This is a genomic window from Pontibacter mangrovi, from assembly GCF_006385705.1.
GTDB lineage: Bacteria > Bacteroidota > Bacteroidia > Cytophagales > Hymenobacteraceae > Pontibacter > Pontibacter mangrovi.
Genome location: NZ_VFRQ01000012.1, coordinates 91,228 through 113,237, shown reverse-complemented (window position 1 = coordinate 113,237; position 22,010 = coordinate 91,228). Strand labels below are relative to the sequence as shown.

Sequence of the window (22,010 nt, the reverse complement as noted above, 5' to 3'; positions counted from 1 at the left end):
CGTAGGGCATACGCTGTCAGCTTGGGAGTCAGACACCGATGGTGTCCAATACAACGGCAATGGTCGGGTAGCCCAAGAATCCCACAGTCTTTAGACGTGGGAGTGTCAATGATCTGTTTCCGGCACCGGAAGTATGACTTTGAGGCTCTTGGGGTGCATTTCCACTTCAATTTTCTCCGCCGTCTCCACCGGCTCGCCGTCAATGTGCATCACCTCGCGGTCCGGGTTGTAAATAGTGGCTTTCCGGCACTTCAGAATTTTAGTATACACGCTGGTATCGATGCTATCAGTGTAGAGTTTGTAAAGGATGCCCAGGCTGGCGGCTTTGGGGAACGGCTCTATGAGGCAAATCTCAAACCTGCCGTCGTTCAGGATGCCGTCGGGGTTGATGCTGGCGTTGGAGCCCCAGGCATTGGCATTGGCCACCGTCACCATAAAGGCTTTTCCCTCAAAGGTGTCGGCGTCGGTTTCAATGCGGTAGTGTTTTGGCTCGTAGCCCAGGTACTCCTGCAGGGCAATCCAGGCATAAGAGCCGGAGCCACGGGTATCGCCTTCGCTAAAGCGCTTTACCACCAAGGCATTGAATCCCAGGTCGCTGAGGTGTATGGAGCGCTTGCCGTTCAGGGTAATGGTATCGATGCTGCGGACCACGTGGTGGGCGATCAGCTGCATTGCCTCCTCAGTGTCCTGCGGGATGTCCAGGTCTTTTGACAACCCGTTGCCGGAGCCTAGCGGGATAATGCCCAGCGGCGTGTCTGTTCCGATCAGCACTGAGGCCACCAGGCTAACCGTGCCGTCTCCACCGATAGCGTACACGGCATCGTACTTTTTTTGCCGGAGGCGCCTTTCCAGTTCCTGCTTGTCGTTTTCTCCGGTAGTCGTAAAAATCTCGTAGTTGATGGTATGCTCCGAGCAGATACCGTCAATATCTTCTTTCAAATCTTCTTTCTCAATATCGCCTGCAATTGGGTTTAACACAAAAAGCAGGTTGTTGTGCCGGTTCGGGTCCATGTACTTTCTTACTGTTGCGTTTGTCATGATGTGCCGGTGCCTTGGTGGTAGCCAGCTTTTAATGGGTTAAGCCCTCGGGCAGCCCTTTGGGGTATTCTTGCTCTATAGCCGCCTCTATTTTAGCGATGCGGTTGCCGGGGTTGGGGTGCGTCTGCAGAAAGTCTGGCCCGCGGCTGCTGCCTCCGCTGGCCTCTTCCAGTATCTCCATCACCCGGATCATGGACCGGGGGTCATACCCAGCAGCCCCGGTTAACTGCACCGCCAGCTTATCCGACTCCAGCTCGTCTTCGCGGCCATAGTTCATGTTTACCAACTGTCCGATCATGGCCGCCACCGCCGCCCCGGACTGGCTGGCTGGGTTATCGGGGTCGTAGGTAGCGATGGCTGCCGCGCCGGTAAGGCCTTGCGTTAGCTTGGCCTTGGCCAGCTGCTGCGCCGAGTGCCGCGCCACCACATGTCCAATCTCATGCGCCAGCACCCCCGCCAGCTGCCCCTCCGACTCTAGCCTGCCCAACAGGCCTGCGGTAATAAAGACTTGCCCGCCCGGCAGGGCAAAGGCGTTTACGGTTTGCTCATCGGCCAGTAAATGGAAGTCGAACTGATAGGGTGTGTCGCTTACGCGGGTATGCTGCACCAGCCGCTGCCCAATGGCCTTTACCTCCTGGGCCGCCTGCTGGTCGGGGTGCAGGCCGCCGTACTGTTCTGCCATTTGGGGCGCCGCCTGCAGCCCCAGGGCTATTTCCTGCTCCACGGTCATGTCCACGCGCTGCTCCTCCCCGGTAAAGTCGTTGGTTTCGGAGCTGCACCAGTAGGTAACCAGCGATACAGCAGCCACCAGCAGGGCTATGATAAATTTAATGACTCCTCTCATGTTAAAATAAGCTATTGTGGTCCTGCTGCTTAGGTTGCGCCGCAGTACATGGGAAACGTGGAAGCAGCCTTGCTGGTTGTGCCTGTGCCGCAGCCCTACACGCAGGCTTTGCGGCACAGGCACTTGGGAAAAGATATATTCCTGAAAATTTATACTTTATTGCGCGGCTCCCGTAAAAACACCTGCTGCGGCACAAGCCCCGGCAAAGTATAACTAACTTAAAGAACTATGAACCAGAAAAGAACATTTGGCACCATCCTGACTGTACTGGGTATAGCGGGTATCATTTGGGGTGCCTATGCCTTTGTTATGGGAGGAGATGGCGGCGTAGTGGGTAAGTATACCTCTGCCGTTCCGTTTGTGGTAGGCCTCATCTTTTTCTTTGCAGGCATCAACCTGATTAAAACCACAAAAGACCAAGCTTAAATTGCACAAGTATAAAAAAGAAAACGCCCCCTGCTTTGCTTAAAGCAGGGGGCGTTTTTATGGTAAGGCTCAGGCCAGACTAGATAGAAACAGCGTCTGCCCCGGCTTGGGCGGCATAAAACTCTATGGCCTTGGTATTGTTCAGGTAACGGGAAGTATACTTGCGGTCGTTGCCGTGAATATAGAGCACGGTTTTATCTTTTATTGCCTCAATCACATCCTTGGATATCTCCTTTGGCACCGACGGGCAGCCCAGGCTACGACCAAGCCGGCCGTACTGCTTCACAAACGCATCACTCACATAGTCGGCGCCGTGCACCACAATGGCGCGCTCCATAGCATTCGTGTTAAACCCCTCGTCCATGCCGTTTAGGCGCAGCGACAGCCCGTGCTTGCCGTAATAGGTGGCATCGGTCAGGTAAAAGCCCAGGCTGCTCATGTAAGAGCCCGACGAGTTGGAGAACTGCATGGCTTTGTCCTGTCCTGTGTTACGGCCATGGGCTACCAGCGAGTTGAAGAGCACTTTTTTAGCGTTCAGATCGATCACCCAGAGGCGCTTCTTGGAGCTGGATTTTGTGAAATCCACGATAGAGAGGATAGATTTATCGGAAGAGGCCAGGTGCAGGCGCTGGAAGTTCTGGAAACCGATCACAGCCTTCTCAAAGACATCGTAGGACAAGCCTTTGGCCTTTAAGCCGGCGGCAGTATAGAGCTGCTGCACGTGGTTATCGAAGGCGGCTTCTTTTAGCGCCGCGACTTCCGCTGCATCCACAACGGTTGCCGCTGCGGCAGGCTTTGCTGCTGTGGCAGGCGCTGTTTCCGGAGTAGCTATAGTGAATGAAAGGATTCCGAGGGTTAGGGCAGTTAAAAACACTCTTACCATAAGTTTTGATTAAGCTTTCTGTTAATGAGTTCGGTAAGGCAACACATGTTTTGGCGTTAATTGTTCCAATGGTGCCGCATCTCCCCTTGCCATACCCGCCTAATTTTGCAGCGCAGCAAACAGCTACAGCTCCTTAAGTCACACGTTTTTCAGGGATCATTTAGTATACTTTAAAGTATAAATTTATTCTTTTTGGCGCTTTGCCTTGTGTAACAAAAGTTCTTGCTGCAATTTTATGTTATCGATACAAGAGTTATGCTAAAACTGAACATATTGGCCCCCGTGGCCGGACTGCTACTCCTGGGCGCCTGCACCCCCGACAGCCTGAAAGACTTTGACAGCGACACCTGGAAAGACGACCGCTTCGGCTGCGACAGCAAACGCGCCGAACTGGTGAGCGATTTTGAGAAGATCCGGAAGGAAATGTATGGCAAAAAGGAGTACGTGGTGCGCAATGTGCTGGGCAAGCCCGATAGCGAGGAGTTGATGGAGCGGAGCCAGCGTATCTACTTTTACTACATAGAGCCGGGAACGCAGTGCCAGAACCGCAAGCAACTCTCGGAGGCAAACCGCGTGCAGGTACGGATAAACTCTTTGGGTAAAGTATCGGAAATCACCTATTACAAACCCGTAGAAACAGCAAATCCCGAGTAAGCTACCCGGGATTTACCTAAAAAATTTTATTCGATCTATTCGCCCTTTTCCGTGATTAGGTGCAGGTGCGTGTGGCCCTCCAGGGCCTGGTAGTTTTGCAGTTGCTCCGGCGTCAGCACGTTTTTAAGGTTTTCGTCGGTTTTAAGGTGGATATGCCGGAATTCCTGGGTGCGCTGGGCAGGGTTGGCAGCAAAGCTTTGCTCGGCCTCACGCAGCTGCGCGTAGCGGCTCTCGTTTAGTTGCGCCACCACCACATACTGCTCCTCAGACAGGTTAAGCTCCCGCTTCATCTCCATACTGGCCATAGCCGGCCCGTCCAACTCCACCGACAACACCACCGCATCCAGCCCGTCGTCTGCCTTGTGCGTACGTTGGGCAAAGGTGGTGGCCCCAAGCAGCATCATGGCAAGCAGAAGTACATGTTTTTTCATGATTGTATTGTAAAAGTAAATATACTGCGTATGTAAAAAAGACTTGTGTTATTTGGTATTGCTGTCTTTAACGTACCATTCATCCTGAGGTTCTGGAAATCTTCTTAAATATTAAACTTTTCTACTATTTTATTAGACTAATTAATATATATAGTAAATATTATATAAATTAAGAACACTCCTTTCGTGCATTAACTAAATAATGCTGTGCTTTTGCAACTATACCTACCTAATAAGGTATACCATAAACATAGTTTCCTATATAGGATATTTTACAAGTATAACCTTGGAGAAATGTCACATACCGACACTCCAATTTAACTTTATCAATATGAGGACGAGGTTTTACAACCCCAGTAAACTGGAGGTAAGTTTTGCAAGAGCCGTACATGACCTGACACAGCAGTTAGAAACAAAGCTAGACGATGGCGAGCGGGTAATCAATACAGAATCAATCCACGACACCGATAACCCCATGGTTATCTTTAAGTTAGAGGACAAAGAAGGAGACCGCCACGAGGTAGTGGTGCAGATCATCCAGCGACCGGACAGCTTCGTAAAGTAAGCACTGTTACGGCATAAAAGCGAAAGCGGCGGTTATAGGTTAACCGCCGCTTTCGCTTTTATGCTTGTGTAGAACTTATGTCGATTGGTGAATCAGGGCGCGCCGGGCACCTTGTGTTGCCGCTGCTTAAACCACTGCATGGCAATAAACGAGGTCATAAAGCCAGAGATCACGCCCTCCAGCATCAGCACCGAGAAAATAACCACGCCGGGCGTTTCCTCAATCCTGTCGCCAAAGTAACGCTCGGCCGATAGCGCCTCCACCAGTTCCTTTCCACCGGTTTTCACGTAAATCAGCATAAAAGCCGAGAAAACAACAGTACCCACCACGGCAGTAATAAAGCCTGTGACGAGGCCTTTAAAGTAAGAGATGTTGCCCTGCACCAGTTCCTTGTAAGCCTTAATGGCCAGCACCACCCCCACCGCCATGATGACGCCGTTCAGGAAGCGCAGCTCGATTATGTGCGTCAGCCCCAGCAGTTTCATCAGCAGGAAGTAGGCAATAAGCCCCGCCGCCGTAAGCAGCCCATATTTCAGGCCGATCTTTTCCATCATATTGGTTCCTTTTTATAGTTTGAGTCTGCAGCGCCGCGCCTTATACGTTCTCCTGCATAGTATGGTCCGGTTGCTTAAACCACTGCATGGCAATAAAGCCGATGATAAAGCCCGGCCAGGTGCCGTGGCCTATCGTTACCCAGAACATGGTAAGCACCGAAAGTCCTTCGGGGAAGAAACCGCTGGCACTCAGCGATTCCAGATAGGTCCTGTCAAACACAGTGACATAAATGACCAGGAACACCGCCAGGATCAGCGAAGACACAAAGGCAGTAATTACACCAATACCCAGCCCATCGAAATACCTTAGCGCCCGGCGGTTTAGGCTCTTATACTTGGAGAGTGCCACCACAATTCCGATTATCAGGAAAATGCCGCTCAAATACGACAGCTCTATCACTTGGGTGAGGTTGAGCAGGCGCATCAGCAAAAAGTAAAGGATGTGCGCCACCCCAACAAGCAGCCCATACTTTATGGCAATATTTTGAAAGGAGACTTTAGCAGGAGCCATGTTAATGTTGTTTATGTTGTGTTTACAATCAAATGTCTTCATAATGAACAGATTGGCACTGTTTATGGTTATACAACAGCGCCCTGCACCGGCCATCGCGCAATTTCTAAAGTGCAACGGTGCCTTATATTATTGAAATTATATACTAAACTTTGCAGCGCTACGTTGTGGTTTGCGCATGTTTTTTTAGCCGTTAGCGCCTAAATCAACTGGTTTTTAGCTACTTGCACCTAAACCACGGCTACTACACGGCCTAAATCCCTTACAGTAGGGGCACCCAAAACCACATTTAATTTTCGTAGCTTTGCATGCAGAACTACCATCATACTTATACCTAAGCTTTTATGATTAGTACGAACAATGTCAGCCTGTCTTATGGCAAGCGCACATTATTTGAAGATGTAACCATCAAATTCACGCCCGGCAACTGTTACGGCCTTATCGGCGCAAACGGTGCAGGCAAGTCCACTTTCCTCAAAATCCTCTCCGGTGATATAGACCCCAATACCGGCACCGTGGAGATACCGGCCAATGCCCGCCTGGCCGTACTGAAGCAGAACCACTTCGAGTACGACGAATACCCGGCCCTGCAGACCGTGATCATGGGCCACAAGCGCCTTTGGAGCATCATGGAGGAAAAAGACGCCATTTATGCCAAGCCCGACTTTAACGAAGAAGACGGCCTGCGCGCCGCCGAACTGGAAGGCGAGTTTGCCGACCTGGAAGGCTGGAACGCCGAGTATGAGGCAGCAGAGCTCCTGAGCGGCCTGGGCATTACCGAAGACCTGCATCACTCCCTGATGAAGGATTTGAGCGGCAGCGAGAAGGTACGCGTGCTCCTGGCACAGGCCCTGTTCGGTAACCCCGATATCCTGCTGCTTGATGAGCCTACCAACCACCTGGACGCTGAGTCGATCATGTGGCTGGAGAACTTCCTGGATAACTTTGCCAACACCGTAATTGTGGTATCGCACGACCGCCACTTCCTGGACGCCGTGTGTACGCACGTGGCCGACATCGACTTCGGAAAAATCAAGATGTATGCCGGTAACTACAGCTTCTGGTACGAGTCAAGCCAGCTGGCCCTGAAGCAGCGCTCTGACGCGAACAAGAAAACCGAAGACAAGCGCAAGGAACTGGAGGAGTTTATCCGCCGCTTCAGCGCCAACGCCTCGAAGTCCAAGCAGGCGACCTCGCGTGCCAAGTTGCTGGAGAAACTTACCGTGGAGGATATTCAACCTTCGTCGCGCAAGTACCCTTACATTGCCTTTAAGCCAGAGCGCGAGGCAGGCAACCAGATCCTGAACGTGGAGAACCTGAGCAAGTATGTGGACGGCCAGCCGATCTTCACCGATATCAGCTTTATGGTGGATAAGGGTGATAAGATTGCCGTGATCGGACGGAACGACATTGCTGCCTCTACGTTCTTCAAGATCCTGTTTGACGAGGAACAGGCCGATAGCGGCGAGTTTAAGTGGGGCACGACCATCACCTCCTCTTTCTTCCCGAAAGACAACCAGGAGTTCTTCGATACGGACCTAAACCTGGTGGATTGGCTGCGCCAGTTCTCTGTAGAGAAAGACGAGAGTTTTATCCGTGGCTTCCTGGGCCGCATGCTGTTCTCCGGCGAGGAGTCGCTGAAGAAGGCCAACGTGCTGTCTGGTGGTGAGAAGGTGCGCTGCATGTTCTCCCGCATGATGCTGCAGTCGGGTAACGTACTGGTGTTCGATGAGCCTACGAACCACCTGGACCTGGAGTCGATTCAGGCGCTGAACAACTCGCTCCGCGACTTTGACGGCACCATCCTGTTCTCGTCCCATGACTTGCAGTTTGTGGATACCATTGCCAACCGTATTATAGAGCTAACGCCAAACGGCATTATTGATAAGCGCATGACCTATGAGGAGTACCTGTCGGATGAGGCGATAAAGGAACTGCGCAAAAAGATGTATGCCACGGCCGTCGTTTAAGTATAACCTTTAACGCTGACTTACCTATGCTGAAGCCATTGCGCCTCCTTGCTCCTCTTGTACTGCTGCTATGGCTGCTTTCCGGCCCAGTGGCGGTCGCTCAGGTAGTACCCGACACGACCTACCGTAAGCCTGAACTGCCCACCGGGCCGCCGGCTCCCGTGGAGCCCACAGCCCCACGCCCGCAGCCACGCGTTGTGGAGCAGCCGGAACCAAAAGAGGAAGCACCAGAAGCGCAGTTAGAGGAACAGCTTCGGTTTGTAGATAAGTTATACTTTGGAGGAAACTTTGGCTTGCAGTTTGGCACCTTTACCAACATATCGCTGCTGCCAACCTTGAACTATGCCGTTACGCCAAAGTTTTATACCGGCGTGGGTGGTGTTTACCACTTCCAGAGCGGCGGCGGCGGGCACAGTCTGCACCACTATGGTGGCCGGGGCTTCTTGCAGTTGGAGATGTTTAACATCGGCGACGGCACCGTGCTTGCCCATGGCGAGGTAGAGGCGCTCAATATAGCCAGGGCTGACCTTGGCCGCACAACGCTCTCCATCCCGATGGTTGGCCTGGGCTACCGGCAGCGCTTTTCCAAAGGCTTTTTCGACCTGCTGGTGCTCTACAACGGCAACAGCGACTTTTACAACCCTTACAACAACCCGGTCATCAGGGCGGGCTTTAACATTCCGTTTACCAGCCGGTAATAGCTTAGGCATAAAAAAAGGGCTGCCAGTGGGGCAGCCCTTTTTATTTTCAGTTGTACCTTATCAGCCCCGTATCAGGCGTAGCAGAACAACGATGATGGCGATTACAAGCAATATGTGTATCAGACCACCTACTGCGTCAGGGAATCCGAGGAAACCGATGAGCCAGATGATCACGAGTACGACAGCTATTATATACAATAAATTTCCCATAGTTTAGTCGGTTTATAGTGTTTGAGTTGATTTTTTTCTTCTTAACGAAAATGCTCGCTGTTGGTTAGGCACTCCTGATGAGGCGCAACACGACTGCAATCACAGCCAGCACCAACAGCACATGAATTATTCCTCCAACAGCATCCGGGAACCCTAGGAACCCGATCAGCCAGAAAATCACCAGCACAACGGCGATGATATATAGTAAATTTCCCATAGTTTAGTAATTGTTCTCGTATGGCATGGCCGGCAGCCCCAGTGGCTCCCTCACCAACCATGTGTTTTGTGTTTTCAATTTTTAGCTTTTACGGGCCTTTATAGCAAAGGATTTATATTTAACGATAATTTTCTATTCAATAAGGTATTTTCTTCTATATATAGATTTTCACGCATCTTCTTAACAAGGTATATATCAGTTTATTAAACACATAAAAGCTAATAAAACTCACGAAAGAGCTTCTTTCTTTTTGCATATTAATTTCACCAACCCCATGCTTATTCAAGGTCGCACCACCCCTTCATCAGTATAAGTATTTAAAGATTACCCACCCCTATTCTTAAGTATAAGTATAATCTTGCTAGTTTTGTATGAATCAATAACGGATACATACAGATTATATACCTATGAAGAAAGTAGCAGTAATAGGCTCCGGCACCATGGGCAACGGCATCGCGCACGTTTTCGCTCAGAACGGTTTTGCGGTTTCGCTGGTAGATATTTCGGAAGAGGCGCTGCAGAAGGCCATGGGCACCATCTCCAAAAACCTGGACCGCATCATCGCCAAAGGCAACCTTTCCGAGGAGCAGAAGCAGCAGACGCTGGGTAACATCACTACTTTTACAAACATGCAGGAAGGCGTGAGCGACGCCGACCTGGTAGTGGAGGCCGCCACCGAAAACGTAGACCTGAAGCTGAAGATCTTCCGCGACCTGGACAGCTTTACCAAGCCTGAGGCTATACTTGCCTCCAACACCTCCTCTATCTCTATCACTAAGATCGCCTCAATCACTAACCGCCCAACGCAGGTAATCGGGATGCACTTTATGAACCCGGTGCCCGTGATGAAGCTAGTGGAAGTGATCCGTGGCTACTCTACCACCGATGAGGTAACGCAGCAGATCATGGAGCTGTCGAAGCAATTAGGCAAGGTACCCGCCGAGGCTAACGATTATCCTGGCTTTGTGGCCAACCGCATCCTGATGCCGATGATCAACGAGGCGATCTACAGCCTGTACGAAGGCGTGGCCGGCGTGGAGGAAATTGACACGATTATGAGGCTGGGAATGGCGCACCCGATGGGCCCGCTGCAGCTGGCCGATTTTATCGGTCTGGATGTTTGCCTCTCTATATTAAACGTGCTGCACGATGGCTTCGGCAACCCCAAGTATGCCCCTTGCCCGCTACTGGTAAACATGGTGCAGGCCGGCCATAAAGGCGTTAAGTCAGGCCAGGGCTTTTATTCCTGGACGCACGGCACCAAAGAACTGGTGGTGGCCGATAGGTTCAGGAAATAGCCGCAAACAACCTGGCTTTATCAGGTAAACGCGTAACATGTATAAATAAATGCCACATGGGCTTTTCTGTTAAAGCCTGTGCAGCTTAACAGAGCAGCCCCTCCTGAGCGTTCAGGAGGGGCTGCTCTGTTATAAGACTTCCTTTCTCCACTATATCCCTCCTATCCTCTAGCCGGCTTGCCTCCACTCTACTGTTCAACTTCAAAAATATAATGGGCCAATTTACCACTTAAAACAACAGATAATATATAATTAATATAAAACAACCTGTTAAAACTTCTCGCGTATTGTAATTATCTGATTAAATATTAAACTATACCTAATGATAGTCTAAATTTTTATAAGCCCATAACAGTAATTGTATCACCCTAACTATTGATGAATGGAACTGCGTTCTTTACTAAAAATTTGTTTTCTCGTGATCATACCTGTACTGTTTTCTGGCTGTGCCAACACAAGAAACGCAGTATACTTTAGCGATACAAAAAGCACGGAGTACAACAGTTCGATGGAAAGCCTGGAGCCTGTTGTTCAAAAGAATGACCTGCTGAGCATTACTGTCAACAGCCTTAACCCCGAGGCATCAGAAATATTCAACGCCTTTAACACGAGCAATGTGCGCAGCGTCAGCGCCTCCAACACGGTTTCACCGGCAACAGGCTACCTGGTGGACCAGGACGGTTACATACAGTTCCCGATGCTAGGCCGTGTAAAAGCCGCCGGGCTTAGCAAGAAGGCACTAAAAAACCATATTGAGCAAGAGCTGCTCGACAGGAAGCTGCTGCTCTCTCCCCTGGTAGACATCCGCTACCTTAACTACAAGGTATCCATACTTGGGGAAGTTGGGCGCCCCTCGGTGCTCACGGTGCCCAACGAGAAACTGACGCTGCTGGAGGCACTTGGGCTGGCAGGGGATCTAACCATCTACGCCAACCGCAACAACGTGCTGCTGATCAGGGAAGAGGAAGGCAAAAAGAAACTCGTCCGCCTCGACCTGACATCAGATGAAATCTTCACTTCACCTTACTACTACCTCAAGTCTAACGACATTATCTACGTGGAGCCGAACAAGACGAAGATCGCCTCAGCTGGTGCTGCCAGGCAATGGCTGCCATTGGTCCTTAGCTCGCTGACGTTGGTGGTGGTAAGTATAGATCGTTTAACAAGATAACAGGATTAGAGCTATGGATAAGAATAAGTCTACAAAAGAAGATAACCTGTTCGGAGCCATCGTGTTCAGGTTTCTTCCTTTCTGGCCCTTGTTTGTGGTGCTGATAGGAGTATGCTTGGCCGGTGCCTGGGCTTACCTGCATTACGTGGCCACGCCTACCTATTCTACGTCAGCTTCTCTTATTGTAAAGGACGAGAAAAAAGGCGTGAACGCCTCTAAAATAGAAGAGTCCATAGACGCTTTTAACGCAAACAAGACCGTAGAAAACGAACTGAACGTGCTGCGCTCGTATGCCCTGATGAGCCAGGTGGTGCGTGAGCTGCACCTGTATGCGCCCATCTTTGAGGAAAGCAGGTTCCGGACCGTTTCGGCTTATACTTCATCCCCCATCAAAGTTATCCTCAAGTCCTTCGATAAAGTACAGGAGCAGCCGGCGGTATACTTTACTTATGACGAGGCTAAAAAGCAGGTCATAATTGATAACAAGCCCTACAACCTCAACACCTGGGCAAAGACCCCTTACGGCGAACTGCAGTTTATCGAGAACCCGCAATTTAGCTGGGCCGCCACGGGCCGCCTGTTCTTCTCCATAAAAGACCCCCGGAAGGCTGCCCGGCAGCTGGCTAGCAGCATCCAGATAGAAACGCCCGGCAAACTCTCCAGTGTGGTGAACCTTTATATAGAGGACCAGACCCCGGAGCGCGGGGAAGATATTCTGAACTCCCTGATAAAGGCTTACCAGCAGGCCGCCCTGAACGAGCGGAACCAGGCGGTGGCCCAGACCCTGGCATTTGTGGAAAGCCGCATCCAGCTACTGGAAAAGGAGCTCCAGGGCCTGGAGGAGAAGATCGTAGAGTTCAGGTCCACCAAAGGGGCCGTGAACCTGAACGAGCAGGGACGCATGTTTTTGCAGAACGTGGGCGAGAACGACAGAAGGCTGGGCGAGATTAACCTGCAACTGGCCGTGCTGGACAATGTGGAAAGCTATGTAAAAGCCAAAAACAACACTGCCGGCATTGTGCCTGCCACGCTCGGTGTGAACGACCCGGTGCTCTCGCAGCTGCTGCAGAAGCTGTATGACGCTGAGATCCAGTACCAGCAGCTCCGCAAGACAACCGCCGAGAACAACCCGCTGCTGCTCTCGCTGCGGGAGGAGATCGAAAGTATACGCCCCGGCATTTTAGAGAACATCCGCAACCAGCGCGACAACCTGCTGGCCAGCCGGTCTAAGCTTAACTCCACCAACAGCATGTACAGCAACGTGCTGCAAAGCATTCCGGAGAAAGAGCGGGAGCTGCTGGACATCAGCCGCGAGCAGACCATTAAAAACAACACCTACAGTTTCCTGCTGCAGAAACGCGAGGAAACCATGCTCTCCTATGCCCCTTCGGCAGAGGAGATCAGGATAGTGGATATGGCCAACTCCTCCCGAGACCCGATCAGCCCAAAGCCGCTGTACATCTATATTTCGGCGATTGTGCTGGCTTTTGGGGCAGGCATTGCCCTGGTCACCAGCAAAGAGATGCTGCACAACAAGCTTTTGTTCCGGTCCGAGATTGAGGAATGCCTGAATGCGCCTATCGTGGCAGAACTGTCCAGCGTGAAGTTTCAGGGAGATAACCCTTTGAAGGAGCCCGCCGAGGTAGCGCAAATAGAGCAGTTCCGGCAGCTCCGCGTGACCATGGGCTTGTATGGCCGCACCTTTACCCGGCGCAAAATAGTGGTTACCTCCAGCATACCTGGGGAGGGAAAAAGCTTTGTCAGCTCTAACTTGGCGCTCAGCCTGGCCTCGTCCGGCAAAAAGGTGGTGATGGTCGACTTTGACCTGCGCAACCCCAACGCCTCGGTTATGTTTGAGCGCACAGAGGAAGAAGGCATCATCGAGTACCTCTCCGGAGACTTGGCACCTGGGGCTATCATCAGGCCGACAGACACGGAAAGCCTAAGCTTTGTTCCGGCGGGCATTGCCATCGGAGACCATACAGAACTCCTCCTGATGAGCGATAAAATGGAAAAGCTGTTTGAATACCTGGGCGAGATGTTCGACTACGTGGTGATCGACACGCCCCCTATAGACCTGGTTTCGGACGCTTACCTGCTGTCGGAGTACTGCGATATAACATTGCTCGTCATACGACACGCCTACACGCCCAAGAGCCTGGTGCAGCGCCTTGCCCAAAGCAACAAGCTGAGCACGCTCCAGAATGTAGCCATCGTATTTAACGGTGTGAAGCCAAGAGGCTTTGTGAAGGGCCAGTTTGGCTACGGCTACGGCTACGGCTATGAAAACAAGTATACCGACAAAACCTACAGGGCCAAACGGCTTGCTACCAAGTAGCAGCCGCTACAGGCCTGCACCTATTGTATAGCATAGTTAAGGTTATATATCCTATTGCCTTAGAAAATAACTCCCGGCCACTGCCTGTGACTGAGGTAGGCGAAGCCTTAGCTTAAACTGAAATAAACCCTAAAAAGAGATATGGAGATGGAAGCAAAGTGGTATGCAGTTTATACAAAACCCCGATGGGAGAAAAAGGTGGCACAGGCGCTTAGCCAGCAGCAGCTGGAGAACTACTGCCCCCTGAACAAAGTTACCCGCCAGTGGAGCGACAGAAAAAAGATAGTACAGGAGCCTCTCTTCACGTCCTATGTGTTTGTGCATGTAACGGAAAAGCAGCACACCCAACTCCGGCAAGTGAACGGCATTCTCAACCTTGTCATGTGGCTTGGGAAACCGGCCGTAATCAGGGATGAGGAAATCGAAGCTATCAGGAGGTTCTTGAAAGATCACACCAACGTGAAGCTGGAGCGCGCCAGGGTGAAGGTGCATGACCAGATAAACATTACCTCGGGACCCTTGATGAACCAGACGGGAACCGTGGTGGCCGTTAAAAACCAATCGGCTGTGGTGGCGCTGCCCACGCTGGGCTATATCCTGTATGCAGAACTGGAAAAAACGCATGTGGAGGTAATTAACAACTGACGACCGCACCAACGTAAACTTAGCTTTTTTTACTCCTTACCCTACGCTGCCATGGCGACAATGACACAGTCCTCGATTAAAGATGCGCGAAGCCCTGTTTTAAAAGACATGGAAGGCCGGGAGACGCTGCTGGTAACCTTTGGGGGCATTAATCAGGGCTTAGGGTTGCCGGTTTTTGAGTTCTTCAACTCCCTTAGCTCACTTTCCTGCGATAAACTGTTCATCAGGGACTTCCAGCAGGCATGGTACCACAGGGGCCTGGACCAGGAAACATCAGACCTAAGCCAACTCCTCGGGCTTCTGGGGGAAACCATAAAGGCGCATCACTATCAGAAAGTATGTTTTATCGGCAACTCGATGGGCGGGTATGCCGCCATCCTGCTGGGCACCCTCTTAAACGTGGACAAGGTCATCAGCTTTGCGCCCCAGACTTTTATAGGCAGGTGGCAGCGGCTACAGCACCTGGATTTCAGGTGGAGAAAGCAGATTGCCGGCATTTACCAAAGCCCGCAGTGCCAGCCACAGTTCTTCGACTTAAAAAAAGCGCTCAGTAAAAGAAGCTATACTACGGATGTGATGGTTTTCTATAGCCCAAAACACAGGCTGGACAGATGCCATGCCGAGCGGCTACAGGGTTTGGCCAACGTGTCGCTTATTCCGATAGAAAGTGGCGGCCACAATATTGTAAAACAGGTGCGCGCCAGCGGTGAGTTGCACCGCCTGCTGCAAGCGTGCCTTATGGATACCCACCGTTAAGCCTCCTACTATGATGACAAAGCCTCACCCGGTTACAAGTATGAATGCGTGCTTGCAAACGCTGTTGTCCTACTTGCACAAGTATAAAGTCCGGTATTTTCTCTTAACCGACTTTGAGGCAGATTTTGCTGCCGGTGATATAGACCTGTTCGTGCAGGATAACTCCAAAGCACAGTTTGAGGCCTTGCTTAAAGACTTTGGGTGGTATAAAAGAAAGGAAGCAACCTATCACCGCAACCACCACTTTTACTACTCACCGGACCTGCAAGTATACCTGGATGTCAAGTATAGCCTGTCCTTCGCCTCCGGCCCGGACACATGCTATACCTATACCTTGGAGCGGGAGGCCTTGGAGCGGGCCGTGCTAAATAGTGCCGGTGTGTACCGGCCGGCAGGATTAGATGCTATGCTGCTTTACGCCGCGCACCTGGCTTATAAAGAGAGAGGAAAACTGGAGCCAAAACACCAGGCGTACCTGCGCCAATACCTCCATCAGTACCGGCACGAGCTCGCCGGCCCGGGAAGCAATTTACAGGAAGCGTTGGAACAATGGCTAGCGTATGGCTCTCCGAGCAGTACAGAAAAGCTACAGCAGATCATAGCCCCTTACTTTGTGCGCCACCATCGGCAGATGGTGCGCCGAAACAAGCTGCCCAAGTATGGCTATGGGCTGAAAATACTTTTCCTGGGTACAGACGGCGCCGGGAAAACGACCTTGATAAAGGCGGTAGAGGAGAAAATCAACTTTAAGGCAAAGTGCCTGTACCTGGGCATGGGCGAAAACGGCTGGACCACCCCCATTACCAAAAAGCTCTTCCATTACCGGGCGGGCACCGGCCTTCTGAACAAGGCGTTTAATCTGGTGAAGCACCTGGTGCTGCTGCCCTCCGAGTTCCTGCTACGGATTGCGCCGGTTAAATCCAGGTCGCGGTTTCATGTTGTGCTGATCGACCGGTTTCCGGGAACGGTTTTCGTGGAGAAAAAGCCTTTGAGCCGCCTTTTGTATCGGGCTATACTTCCAAAGCCCGACCTGGTGTTTTTTCTGCATGCCTCCCCCGAGGTGCTGGTGCAACGAAAGCCGCAGGAGCTTACCCTGGAGCGCAGCCAAGCCGACCTGTTAAAGTTCCGCCAGGTAGCCGAGCGCGTGTCCGGAGGCAAGTATATCAGCATCGACACCACCAGCATATCTGTAGACGAAGCGAGAGACAAGATCCTGGCCGAGATCTACAAAAACCCAAAACTACACCACAACCTGCTTAGCATAAGCTATAACTAAACAGCCATGGCCGTTGCCAGTATCAAAACAAAAGTCCTATCCGGGTTAAAGTGGAACACGCTGAGCGTGCTGGCTACCCGCGGCACCGACTTTGGCGTGAAGCTGCTGCTTGCCCGGCTGCTGCTGCCCGAAGCCTTCGGCCTGGTAGGCATGGCCATGATCATCACCAGCTTTCTGGAGGTAGTGTCTGACATGGGGCTGTTTAACGCGCTGGTGCAGCGGAAGGAGGACGAACAGACACAGCTGCGCTACTCCAGTGCTTTCTGGTTCCTGTTTAGCCTGGCCAGTGCCTTTGTGTTGGCCTTCTTTCTTTTTGTATCGCCGGCAGGCGCGGCCTTTTACAACGAGCCGCAGCTGGTGCCCGTGCTCAACGCGCTAAGCCTCTACCTGTTCTTCAACATCCTGACCATTGTGCCGCGCGTCATACTTACAAAAGAGCTGAATTTTAAGGCGCTGGTGCAGACTACCTACACTGGCACGGTGGTAAGCTCCATTGTTGCGGTGGCCATGGCCCTGACTGGTTTCGGGGTGTGGAGCCTGGTGGCCAAATCCATTGTGGGCGCGGGTATTTTGTTCCTTTCTTTCTGGATAAGAGTAAAGTGGCGACCCGACTTTCGCTTTAGCGCCCGCACGCTCAAAGAGCTGTCTGGGTATAGCACCTTCTCCCAGCTTAGCGGTATTCTATACTTCTTTCGAAACAACGTAGACTACCTGCTCATCGGCAAGCTGGCCGGCGCCACGGCCCTGGGCGCCTATACCCTGGCCTTTACGCTCAGCGAAGTGCTGCGGGCGCAGCTGTACTCTATCCTGAACAAAGTGCTCTTCCCGGTCTACAGCACGATGCAGGACGATTTGCCGCAGATCAGGAAATACTACCTCACGGTGATGCGGTTTACAGCCATTATCACGTTCCCGATCGCAGTGTTCTTTCTTGGTTTGGCAGACGAGTTCATCAACACATTTTTTGGCCACTCCTGGGCCGCCGCCGCAGCCCCGCTGCGCATCCTTTCGGTAGCAACCATGATCGTGGTCATCTCCGGCACGCCGGCTGAAGTATTGAAGGGCATCGGAAAACCGGCGGTCAGTTTTTACATCAGCCTGCTGAACACCGGGCTGGTGGCCGTACCGCTGATCTACCTTGGACAAAAGTACTTTGGCTTAACCGGTGTAGCCTATGCCGTGTGCCTGCATTATACTACCTCGCGGCTGCTCTTCCACCACTACATGAAAAAGTATATCCACATCACCGACCAGGATATTCTAAGAGAGCTGCGAAAGCCTGTTGTGGCCTCGGCCGTGATGCTGGCGCTCATTTACCTGACTACGCTGCTTGGCTTGCCCGAGCTGCACACGCTTCTGCTGGCCGGCACGGCTGGCTCGGCAGCTTACGCCAGCTTCTTTCTAAAAGACTTTAAACAAGCCACCACCTTACTAAAACGACGTTAATGTGCAACTACTACAAGCAACTTCTCGCTTTTTCTTATCCTACACCTACATTATGCACGTTGGGGGGAAAACGTATAAAATGTTCTCTCCCTGGGGAGAGACATCGCGGCAGGCCGAGTTGCAGGCGAACCAAAGCGCGCTGAGCTCCGGCTTCTGGAGCGACAGCGTTGTGCCAGTTTCTCCCCGGTCTTTCTGCCTGAGCATGCCCAAGGGCAAAGGCCTGGGGGAAGCGCACCATGCCCTGGCCAACCAGTTTATGCATGATGGCCTGCAGCGGTGCCTTGCGTACCCCCGGCGGCCCGTTAACTCCTTTTTTGACCTGTGCAGGCTGCAGCAGCTGGAGCGTTATGGCCTGCGCAAGCACCTGATCATGCAGGCTGTCGCGCTTTTATCGGATACAAAGTTGCCGGCCACCAGTGCCCACGGCGATCTGCACATCGGCAACATGGTGCTGCTGCACGAGCAAATCAGGCTCATTGATTGGGCCATGTACAACAGCAAGGGCAGCTTCATCACCGACTATATCCACTACTACAACTACCAGGTGGCCGTGCAGCAAAAACAAAGCTGGACTGTGGCCATACAGGGAGAGTGCGGCTATCTGCTCAGGCTGTCCCAACTGCTCCATGTCAAGGTAAACCTGCTCAGGCTGGCCTATGCCATCAGCCGCATCTACGGCGAAGTATGGCAACAGCAGAAGCCCCACCTGGTTCCTGCGATGCAGATACAGAAATATAACATGGTGCTGGACAAGCTCATCAAGAAGAACGACCAACAATGTTTAGCATTATCATACCCTTATATAACAAGGAAGCAAGCATAGGTGCCACCCTGCGCACGGTGCTCGGCCAGACGTTCCCGCACTTTGAGGTGCTCGTGGTAAACGATGGCTCTACGGACAGCAGCCTTTCCGTGGTCGCCTCCTTTTCCGATCCCCGGATCCGGGTGCTGTCCAAGCCCAACGGGGGGGTATCGCATGCGCGCAACTATGGCATCGAACGGGCGCAGCACGAGTACATTGCCTTTCTGGACGCAGACGACCTCTGGGAACCGAACTACCTCGAGGAGATGAACAGGCTCATCCAGAAATACCCGGACTGCGGCATGTATAGCTGCGCCTACAAGTGCATCAAGCAGGACAAGGTGCTGATCGAGCGCCCCAATATCCCGGAGGGAAAGCTGGACGACTATTTCAAGGCCATACTTATCAACAGCAAAATCTCCTGGACATCGGCCACCGTCATCCGCAAAGAGGCTTTTGAGAAGGCCGGTATGTTTCCGGTGGGCATGGTGAGCGGCGAGGACTCCTATATGTGGTGCAAAACGGCCATCCACTACCCGGTAGCCTTCTCCAATAAAATACTGGCCACCTATAACCTGAGCATGAGCCAAACCCACTTCCGGGTGGCCGCCCCCGACCATTGCCAGGAGTCGTGGTACGACCTGTACAGCGAGGGGGAGCAGTACCGCAACCAGTTTATAGCCTCCAAAGCCATCGAGAACGGCCTGCGCCACGCTTGGGGAGGCCACCGGAAAAGAAGCCGCCTTATTGAGCAGCAGTTCTGGTTCGCCCGAAAATTCAATGACAAGAATCTGCAAAAGCGCCTGAAGCAGCTTTACTACCTTAACCGCCTGCCCCGCATTGCCGTCAGGTTTCTGCTGGTGTACAAAAGGCTTGTCACCATTTACTCTTACAAGTATAAATAAGGCCCCTGCCATACCCTGCTTATGATACTTTTTGCACTTAGCTTTCTACTGATACTTGTCTTTATGTTCTACCAGCGCTACTTCATCTTTGCGCTGATGCTGTTCTTTGCGCTGTTTGATATGTTCGACGGGTTTTACAAGGACGAGAAGGTCTTTGCGGCTATCCGGTATGCTGTGCCCCTTTCGCTCACGGTGGTGTACATTTTCCGCTACAACGTGCTCCGGAGCCGGGACCAGCTGCTGCTGCTGCTCTTTGTGTACCTCCTCATCCTATTGATCTACACCCCCGGCGACCTGGTGCTGTCGGCCAAAATCACGACGTCCATTATACTGACGCTGCTGATGATACCCATTGGCAGGCAGCTTGGCGCAGAGATAGACTTTGCCAAAGCCTTTGAGAGGTTTAACCGTTTTCTGCTCATCGCCATTCCGGTCTATGTTATCAGCGCCAACGTCTTCCACTTCGGGGAGTCTTACTCGGATGATTTCTCTACGGGTTTCCTCATCACTTCCAGGATGTACCTGGCGCCGATTGTCATCTTTCTAGCGGTGCACTATGTGATCACCAACAAGGAGAATAGCCTGCTGCTAAAGCTGGTAGACATGGCGTTTATACTTATCAATATCTGCCTGATCATCATTGTGACCCGGCGCACCTCTATGGGCATGCTGGCGGTTTCGTTGGCGGTGTACACGCTCTTTAACAGGCAGCTTTTCTTCAGGATGGCACTGATGCTCGTGATACTGGGCGCGGCGCTGGTCTTCAGTTACCCACTGTATGAGCAGCGGCTGAACGCGCAGCTGGAGCAGCGCGAGCGCATACAGAACATCGACACCTACGAGGAAGAGGGCCGCTACCTGGAAACTCTTTTCCTGATGGATTTTCTAGAAAACAGGGCTCGCACCACCCAAGTGCTCTTCGGCGACAGGCCTTTTGACACGCTGCGCTTCGGCAACTGGTACTTTGGCTACGACCGCGCCATCCACAGCGATATCAACATGATCCTCTACAGCACGGGCGTGGTGGGGCTGCTGCTTTTTGCGGCGGTGTTCTTCCGGTACTTTGTCGCGGGCATCGGCGGCATACCGCCCGAAGACAAAAAGCTATACTACCCGCTGCTGCTCATGTTCCTGATCGTGCTGCTGCCCGGCCGCTTTATCGGTACCCTGACGTTTGCCCCGCTGCTCATGCTCCTGCTCTCATCAGCCAAATACCACACCGCCGAAGAGGAACTGCCGGAGCCGGAGCCCGAACCCACCCCTTCCAACGAACAAGCTTACTATAATTCATACTTACCGAAACGAACAACTATATGAAAGTACTATTTGTGTGTAGTGGAAACTCCACAAACTTCAAGGTAGCCCCTTTTATCAAAGCCCAAGGCGACTCCCTGGAAGCGCTTGGCGTGACAGTAGCGTATTTTCCCGTTCACGGAAAAGGAATCAGCGGCTATCTAAAGGCCGGCCTCCGTCTCCGACACCACCTGAAGCATAACGCCTACGATTTAATACATGCACATTTCTCTTTATCGGGATGGGCGGCCGTGCTAGGCGCTGCGGGCGGCAACACGCCAGTTATCCTGTCGCTGATGGGGGACGATGCCCAGGGCGATTACATTGGCGTGAACAAGATCCGGTTTAGCAGCCGCTTCTTTATGCTCTCTTCGCTGCTCATACAGCCTTTCGTAAAAGCCGTGATCTCGAAAGCGCCAAACCTGGAGCGCTTCGTGTACCTCAAGCACAAATCCTATGTGATCCCCAACGGCGTGGACCTGCATACGTTCAAACCTTCGGAGGAAGACCACCGGCAGGAACTGGGGCTGCACCCGGATAAGCAGTATGTGCTGTTTTTGGGCAGCAGGGAACGGATAGGTAAGAACTACCCGCTGGCCGCGCAAGCCGTGGCCAGCCTGCAGGCAGCAGATGTGGAGTTGATCAACCCCTTCCCGGTTGCGCACCAGGACATACCCAAATACTTAAACGCCGCCTCGGTGCTGGTAGTGCCTTCGTTTATGGAGGGCTCCCCTAATGTGGTAAAAGAAGCCATGGCCTGCAACTGCCCGATTGTAGCCACCAATGTAGGCGACATCAGCTGGGTGATAGGAAATACCGAAGGCTGCTACCTGGCCTCGCACAGCCCTGAAGACTTTTCCGCTAAACTACAGCAGGCGCTGGCCTTTGCATCGCAGCGCGGCAGAACCGACGGAGAGCGGCGCATAAGACAGCTGGGCCTGGACGCCGAGTCGGTGGCGCAACAGGTGCTGCAGGTTTACCAGCAGTGCACTTCCTCTCCCTGGCATAGGCCGCAGTACGGCCACACGCCCCAGTTGCAGGAGGCATAAGCGCAGCAACTATACTTCCAATTAGTC

24 protein-coding genes are annotated in these 22,010 nt (G+C 52.3%); 16 read left to right on the top strand and 8 right to left on the bottom strand.

Features of this window, described 5'->3' with window-relative positions; genetic code table 11:
* Positions 1 to 105: 105 nt before the first annotated feature.
* Positions 106 to 1,038 (bottom strand): diacylglycerol/lipid kinase family protein, encoded by a 933-nt coding sequence (locus FJM65_RS18205; RefSeq protein WP_239023010.1) that lies wholly within the window; start codon positions 1,036 to 1,038, stop codon positions 106 to 108.
* Between the two features lie 31 nt (positions 1,039 to 1,069).
* Entirely contained in the window at positions 1,070 to 1,882 is an 813-nt protein-coding gene (locus FJM65_RS18200; protein WP_140623358.1) for a M48 family metalloprotease, read from the bottom strand.
* A gap of 228 nt (positions 1,883 to 2,110) precedes the next feature.
* Here FJM65_RS18200 and FJM65_RS18195 point away from each other — a divergent pair, with 228 nt between their 5' ends.
* Positions 2,111 to 2,308 (top strand): hypothetical protein, encoded by a 198-nt coding sequence (locus FJM65_RS18195; protein ID WP_140623356.1) that lies wholly within the window; start codon positions 2,111 to 2,113, stop codon positions 2,306 to 2,308.
* Positions 2,309 to 2,387: 79 nt separating this feature from the next.
* On the opposite strand, the gene FJM65_RS18190 is transcribed toward FJM65_RS18195, so the two are convergent.
* Positions 2,388 to 3,191 (bottom strand): murein L,D-transpeptidase catalytic domain family protein, encoded by an 804-nt coding sequence (locus FJM65_RS18190; RefSeq protein ID WP_140623354.1) that lies wholly within the window; start codon positions 3,189 to 3,191, stop codon positions 2,388 to 2,390.
* 255 nt (positions 3,192 to 3,446) lie between these two features.
* On the opposite strand from FJM65_RS18190, the gene FJM65_RS18185 reads away from it, so the two are divergent.
* Positions 3,447 to 3,845 carry a hypothetical protein gene (locus FJM65_RS18185; protein WP_140623352.1) on the top strand — a complete coding sequence of 133 codons (399 nt, stop codon included), beginning with the start codon at positions 3,447 to 3,449 and terminating at the stop codon, positions 3,843 to 3,845.
* Between the two features lie 35 nt (positions 3,846 to 3,880).
* Here the strand turns inward: FJM65_RS18185 and FJM65_RS18180 are convergent, their stop codons facing one another.
* Positions 3,881 to 4,276 (bottom strand): hypothetical protein, encoded by a 396-nt coding sequence (locus FJM65_RS18180; RefSeq protein ID WP_140623350.1) that lies wholly within the window; start codon positions 4,274 to 4,276, stop codon positions 3,881 to 3,883.
* Positions 4,277 to 4,607: 331 nt separating this feature from the next.
* Between FJM65_RS18180 and FJM65_RS18175 the strand changes: the two genes are divergently transcribed.
* On the top strand, positions 4,608 to 4,841 hold the full coding sequence (locus FJM65_RS18175) for a hypothetical protein (RefSeq protein WP_140623348.1): 234 nt from the start codon (positions 4,608 to 4,610) through the stop codon (positions 4,839 to 4,841).
* Positions 4,842 to 4,933: 92 nt separating this feature from the next.
* Here FJM65_RS18175 and FJM65_RS18170 read toward each other — a convergent pair whose 3' ends face one another.
* Together FJM65_RS18170 and FJM65_RS18165 are read right to left on the bottom strand one after the other, a co-directional pair.
* Complete coding sequence (locus FJM65_RS18170) at positions 4,934 to 5,395, bottom strand: DUF4199 domain-containing protein (protein ID WP_140623346.1); 462 nt, start codon at positions 5,393 to 5,395, stop codon at positions 4,934 to 4,936.
* 40 nt (positions 5,396 to 5,435) lie between these two features.
* Positions 5,436 to 5,906, bottom strand: a complete 471-nt coding sequence (locus FJM65_RS18165; protein WP_140623344.1) for a DUF4199 domain-containing protein — start codon at positions 5,904 to 5,906, stop codon at positions 5,436 to 5,438.
* Positions 5,907 to 6,250: 344 nt separating this feature from the next.
* Between FJM65_RS18165 and FJM65_RS18160 the strand changes: the two genes are divergently transcribed.
* Positions 6,251 to 7,876: an ABC-F family ATP-binding cassette domain-containing protein gene (locus FJM65_RS18160; RefSeq protein ID WP_140623342.1), complete on the top strand. Its 1,626-nt coding sequence runs from the start codon at positions 6,251 to 6,253 to the stop codon at positions 7,874 to 7,876.
* A 26-nt stretch (positions 7,877 to 7,902) separates the two neighbouring features.
* Positions 7,903 to 8,574: a hypothetical protein gene (locus tag FJM65_RS18155; RefSeq protein WP_239023009.1), complete on the top strand. Its 672-nt coding sequence runs from the start codon at positions 7,903 to 7,905 to the stop codon at positions 8,572 to 8,574.
* A 63-nt stretch (positions 8,575 to 8,637) separates the two neighbouring features.
* Here the strand turns inward: FJM65_RS18155 and FJM65_RS18150 are convergent, their stop codons facing one another.
* Both FJM65_RS18150 and FJM65_RS18145 read right to left on the bottom strand, forming a co-directional pair.
* Positions 8,638 to 8,787: a lmo0937 family membrane protein gene (locus FJM65_RS18150; RefSeq protein WP_115566706.1), complete on the bottom strand. Its 150-nt coding sequence runs from the start codon at positions 8,785 to 8,787 to the stop codon at positions 8,638 to 8,640.
* A 64-nt stretch (positions 8,788 to 8,851) separates the two neighbouring features.
* Positions 8,852 to 9,004: a lmo0937 family membrane protein gene (locus FJM65_RS18145; RefSeq protein ID WP_140623340.1), complete on the bottom strand. Its 153-nt coding sequence runs from the start codon at positions 9,002 to 9,004 to the stop codon at positions 8,852 to 8,854.
* A 407-nt stretch (positions 9,005 to 9,411) separates the two neighbouring features.
* Between FJM65_RS18145 and FJM65_RS18140 the strand changes: the two genes are divergently transcribed.
* The 11 genes from FJM65_RS18140 (at position 9,412) to FJM65_RS18090 (ending at position 21,983) form a co-directional block, all read left to right on the top strand.
* A complete protein-coding gene (locus tag FJM65_RS18140; protein WP_140623338.1) occupies positions 9,412 to 10,302 on the top strand; it encodes a 3-hydroxyacyl-CoA dehydrogenase family protein in 891 nt (296 codons plus the stop codon).
* Positions 10,303 to 10,720: 418 nt separating this feature from the next.
* The gene (locus FJM65_RS18135) at positions 10,721 to 11,473 is read left to right on the top strand and encodes a polysaccharide biosynthesis/export family protein (protein ID WP_239023008.1); all 753 of its coding nucleotides are present in this window, start codon (positions 10,721 to 10,723) and stop codon (positions 11,471 to 11,473) included.
* 13 nt (positions 11,474 to 11,486) lie between these two features.
* On the top strand, positions 11,487 to 13,811 hold the full coding sequence (locus FJM65_RS18130) for a GumC family protein (protein ID WP_140623334.1): 2,325 nt from the start codon (positions 11,487 to 11,489) through the stop codon (positions 13,809 to 13,811).
* Between the two features lie 141 nt (positions 13,812 to 13,952).
* The gene (nusG, locus tag FJM65_RS18125; protein ID WP_140623332.1) at positions 13,953 to 14,456 is read left to right on the top strand and encodes a transcription termination/antitermination protein NusG; all 504 of its coding nucleotides are present in this window, start codon (positions 13,953 to 13,955) and stop codon (positions 14,454 to 14,456) included.
* A gap of 51 nt (positions 14,457 to 14,507) precedes the next feature.
* The gene (locus FJM65_RS18120; protein WP_140623330.1) at positions 14,508 to 15,212 is read left to right on the top strand and encodes a lipase family protein; all 705 of its coding nucleotides are present in this window, start codon (positions 14,508 to 14,510) and stop codon (positions 15,210 to 15,212) included.
* 10 nt (positions 15,213 to 15,222) lie between these two features.
* The gene (locus FJM65_RS18115) at positions 15,223 to 16,488 is read left to right on the top strand and encodes a nucleoside/nucleotide kinase family protein (protein ID WP_140623327.1); all 1,266 of its coding nucleotides are present in this window, start codon (positions 15,223 to 15,225) and stop codon (positions 16,486 to 16,488) included.
* 6 nt (positions 16,489 to 16,494) lie between these two features.
* Entirely contained in the window at positions 16,495 to 17,934 is a 1,440-nt protein-coding gene (locus FJM65_RS18110) for a lipopolysaccharide biosynthesis protein (RefSeq protein ID WP_140623325.1), read from the top strand.
* Position 17,935: 1 nt separating this feature from the next.
* A complete protein-coding gene (locus FJM65_RS18105) occupies positions 17,936 to 18,757 on the top strand; it encodes a hypothetical protein (RefSeq protein WP_140623323.1) in 822 nt (273 codons plus the stop codon).
* Positions 18,712 to 19,641, top strand: a complete 930-nt coding sequence (locus FJM65_RS18100) for a glycosyltransferase family 2 protein (protein ID WP_140623321.1) — start codon at positions 18,712 to 18,714, stop codon at positions 19,639 to 19,641. Before FJM65_RS18105 ends, FJM65_RS18100 begins: the two co-directional genes overlap by 46 nt.
* A 21-nt stretch (positions 19,642 to 19,662) precedes the next feature.
* Positions 19,663 to 20,958, top strand: coding sequence for a hypothetical protein (locus FJM65_RS18095; RefSeq protein ID WP_140623319.1), 1,296 nt, complete (start codon positions 19,663 to 19,665; stop codon positions 20,956 to 20,958).
* Complete coding sequence (locus FJM65_RS18090) at positions 20,955 to 21,983, top strand: glycosyltransferase (RefSeq protein WP_140623317.1); 1,029 nt, start codon at positions 20,955 to 20,957, stop codon at positions 21,981 to 21,983. The genes FJM65_RS18095 and FJM65_RS18090 overlap by 4 nt, the downstream gene beginning before the upstream one ends.
* Positions 21,984 to 22,010: the final 27 nt, after the last annotated feature.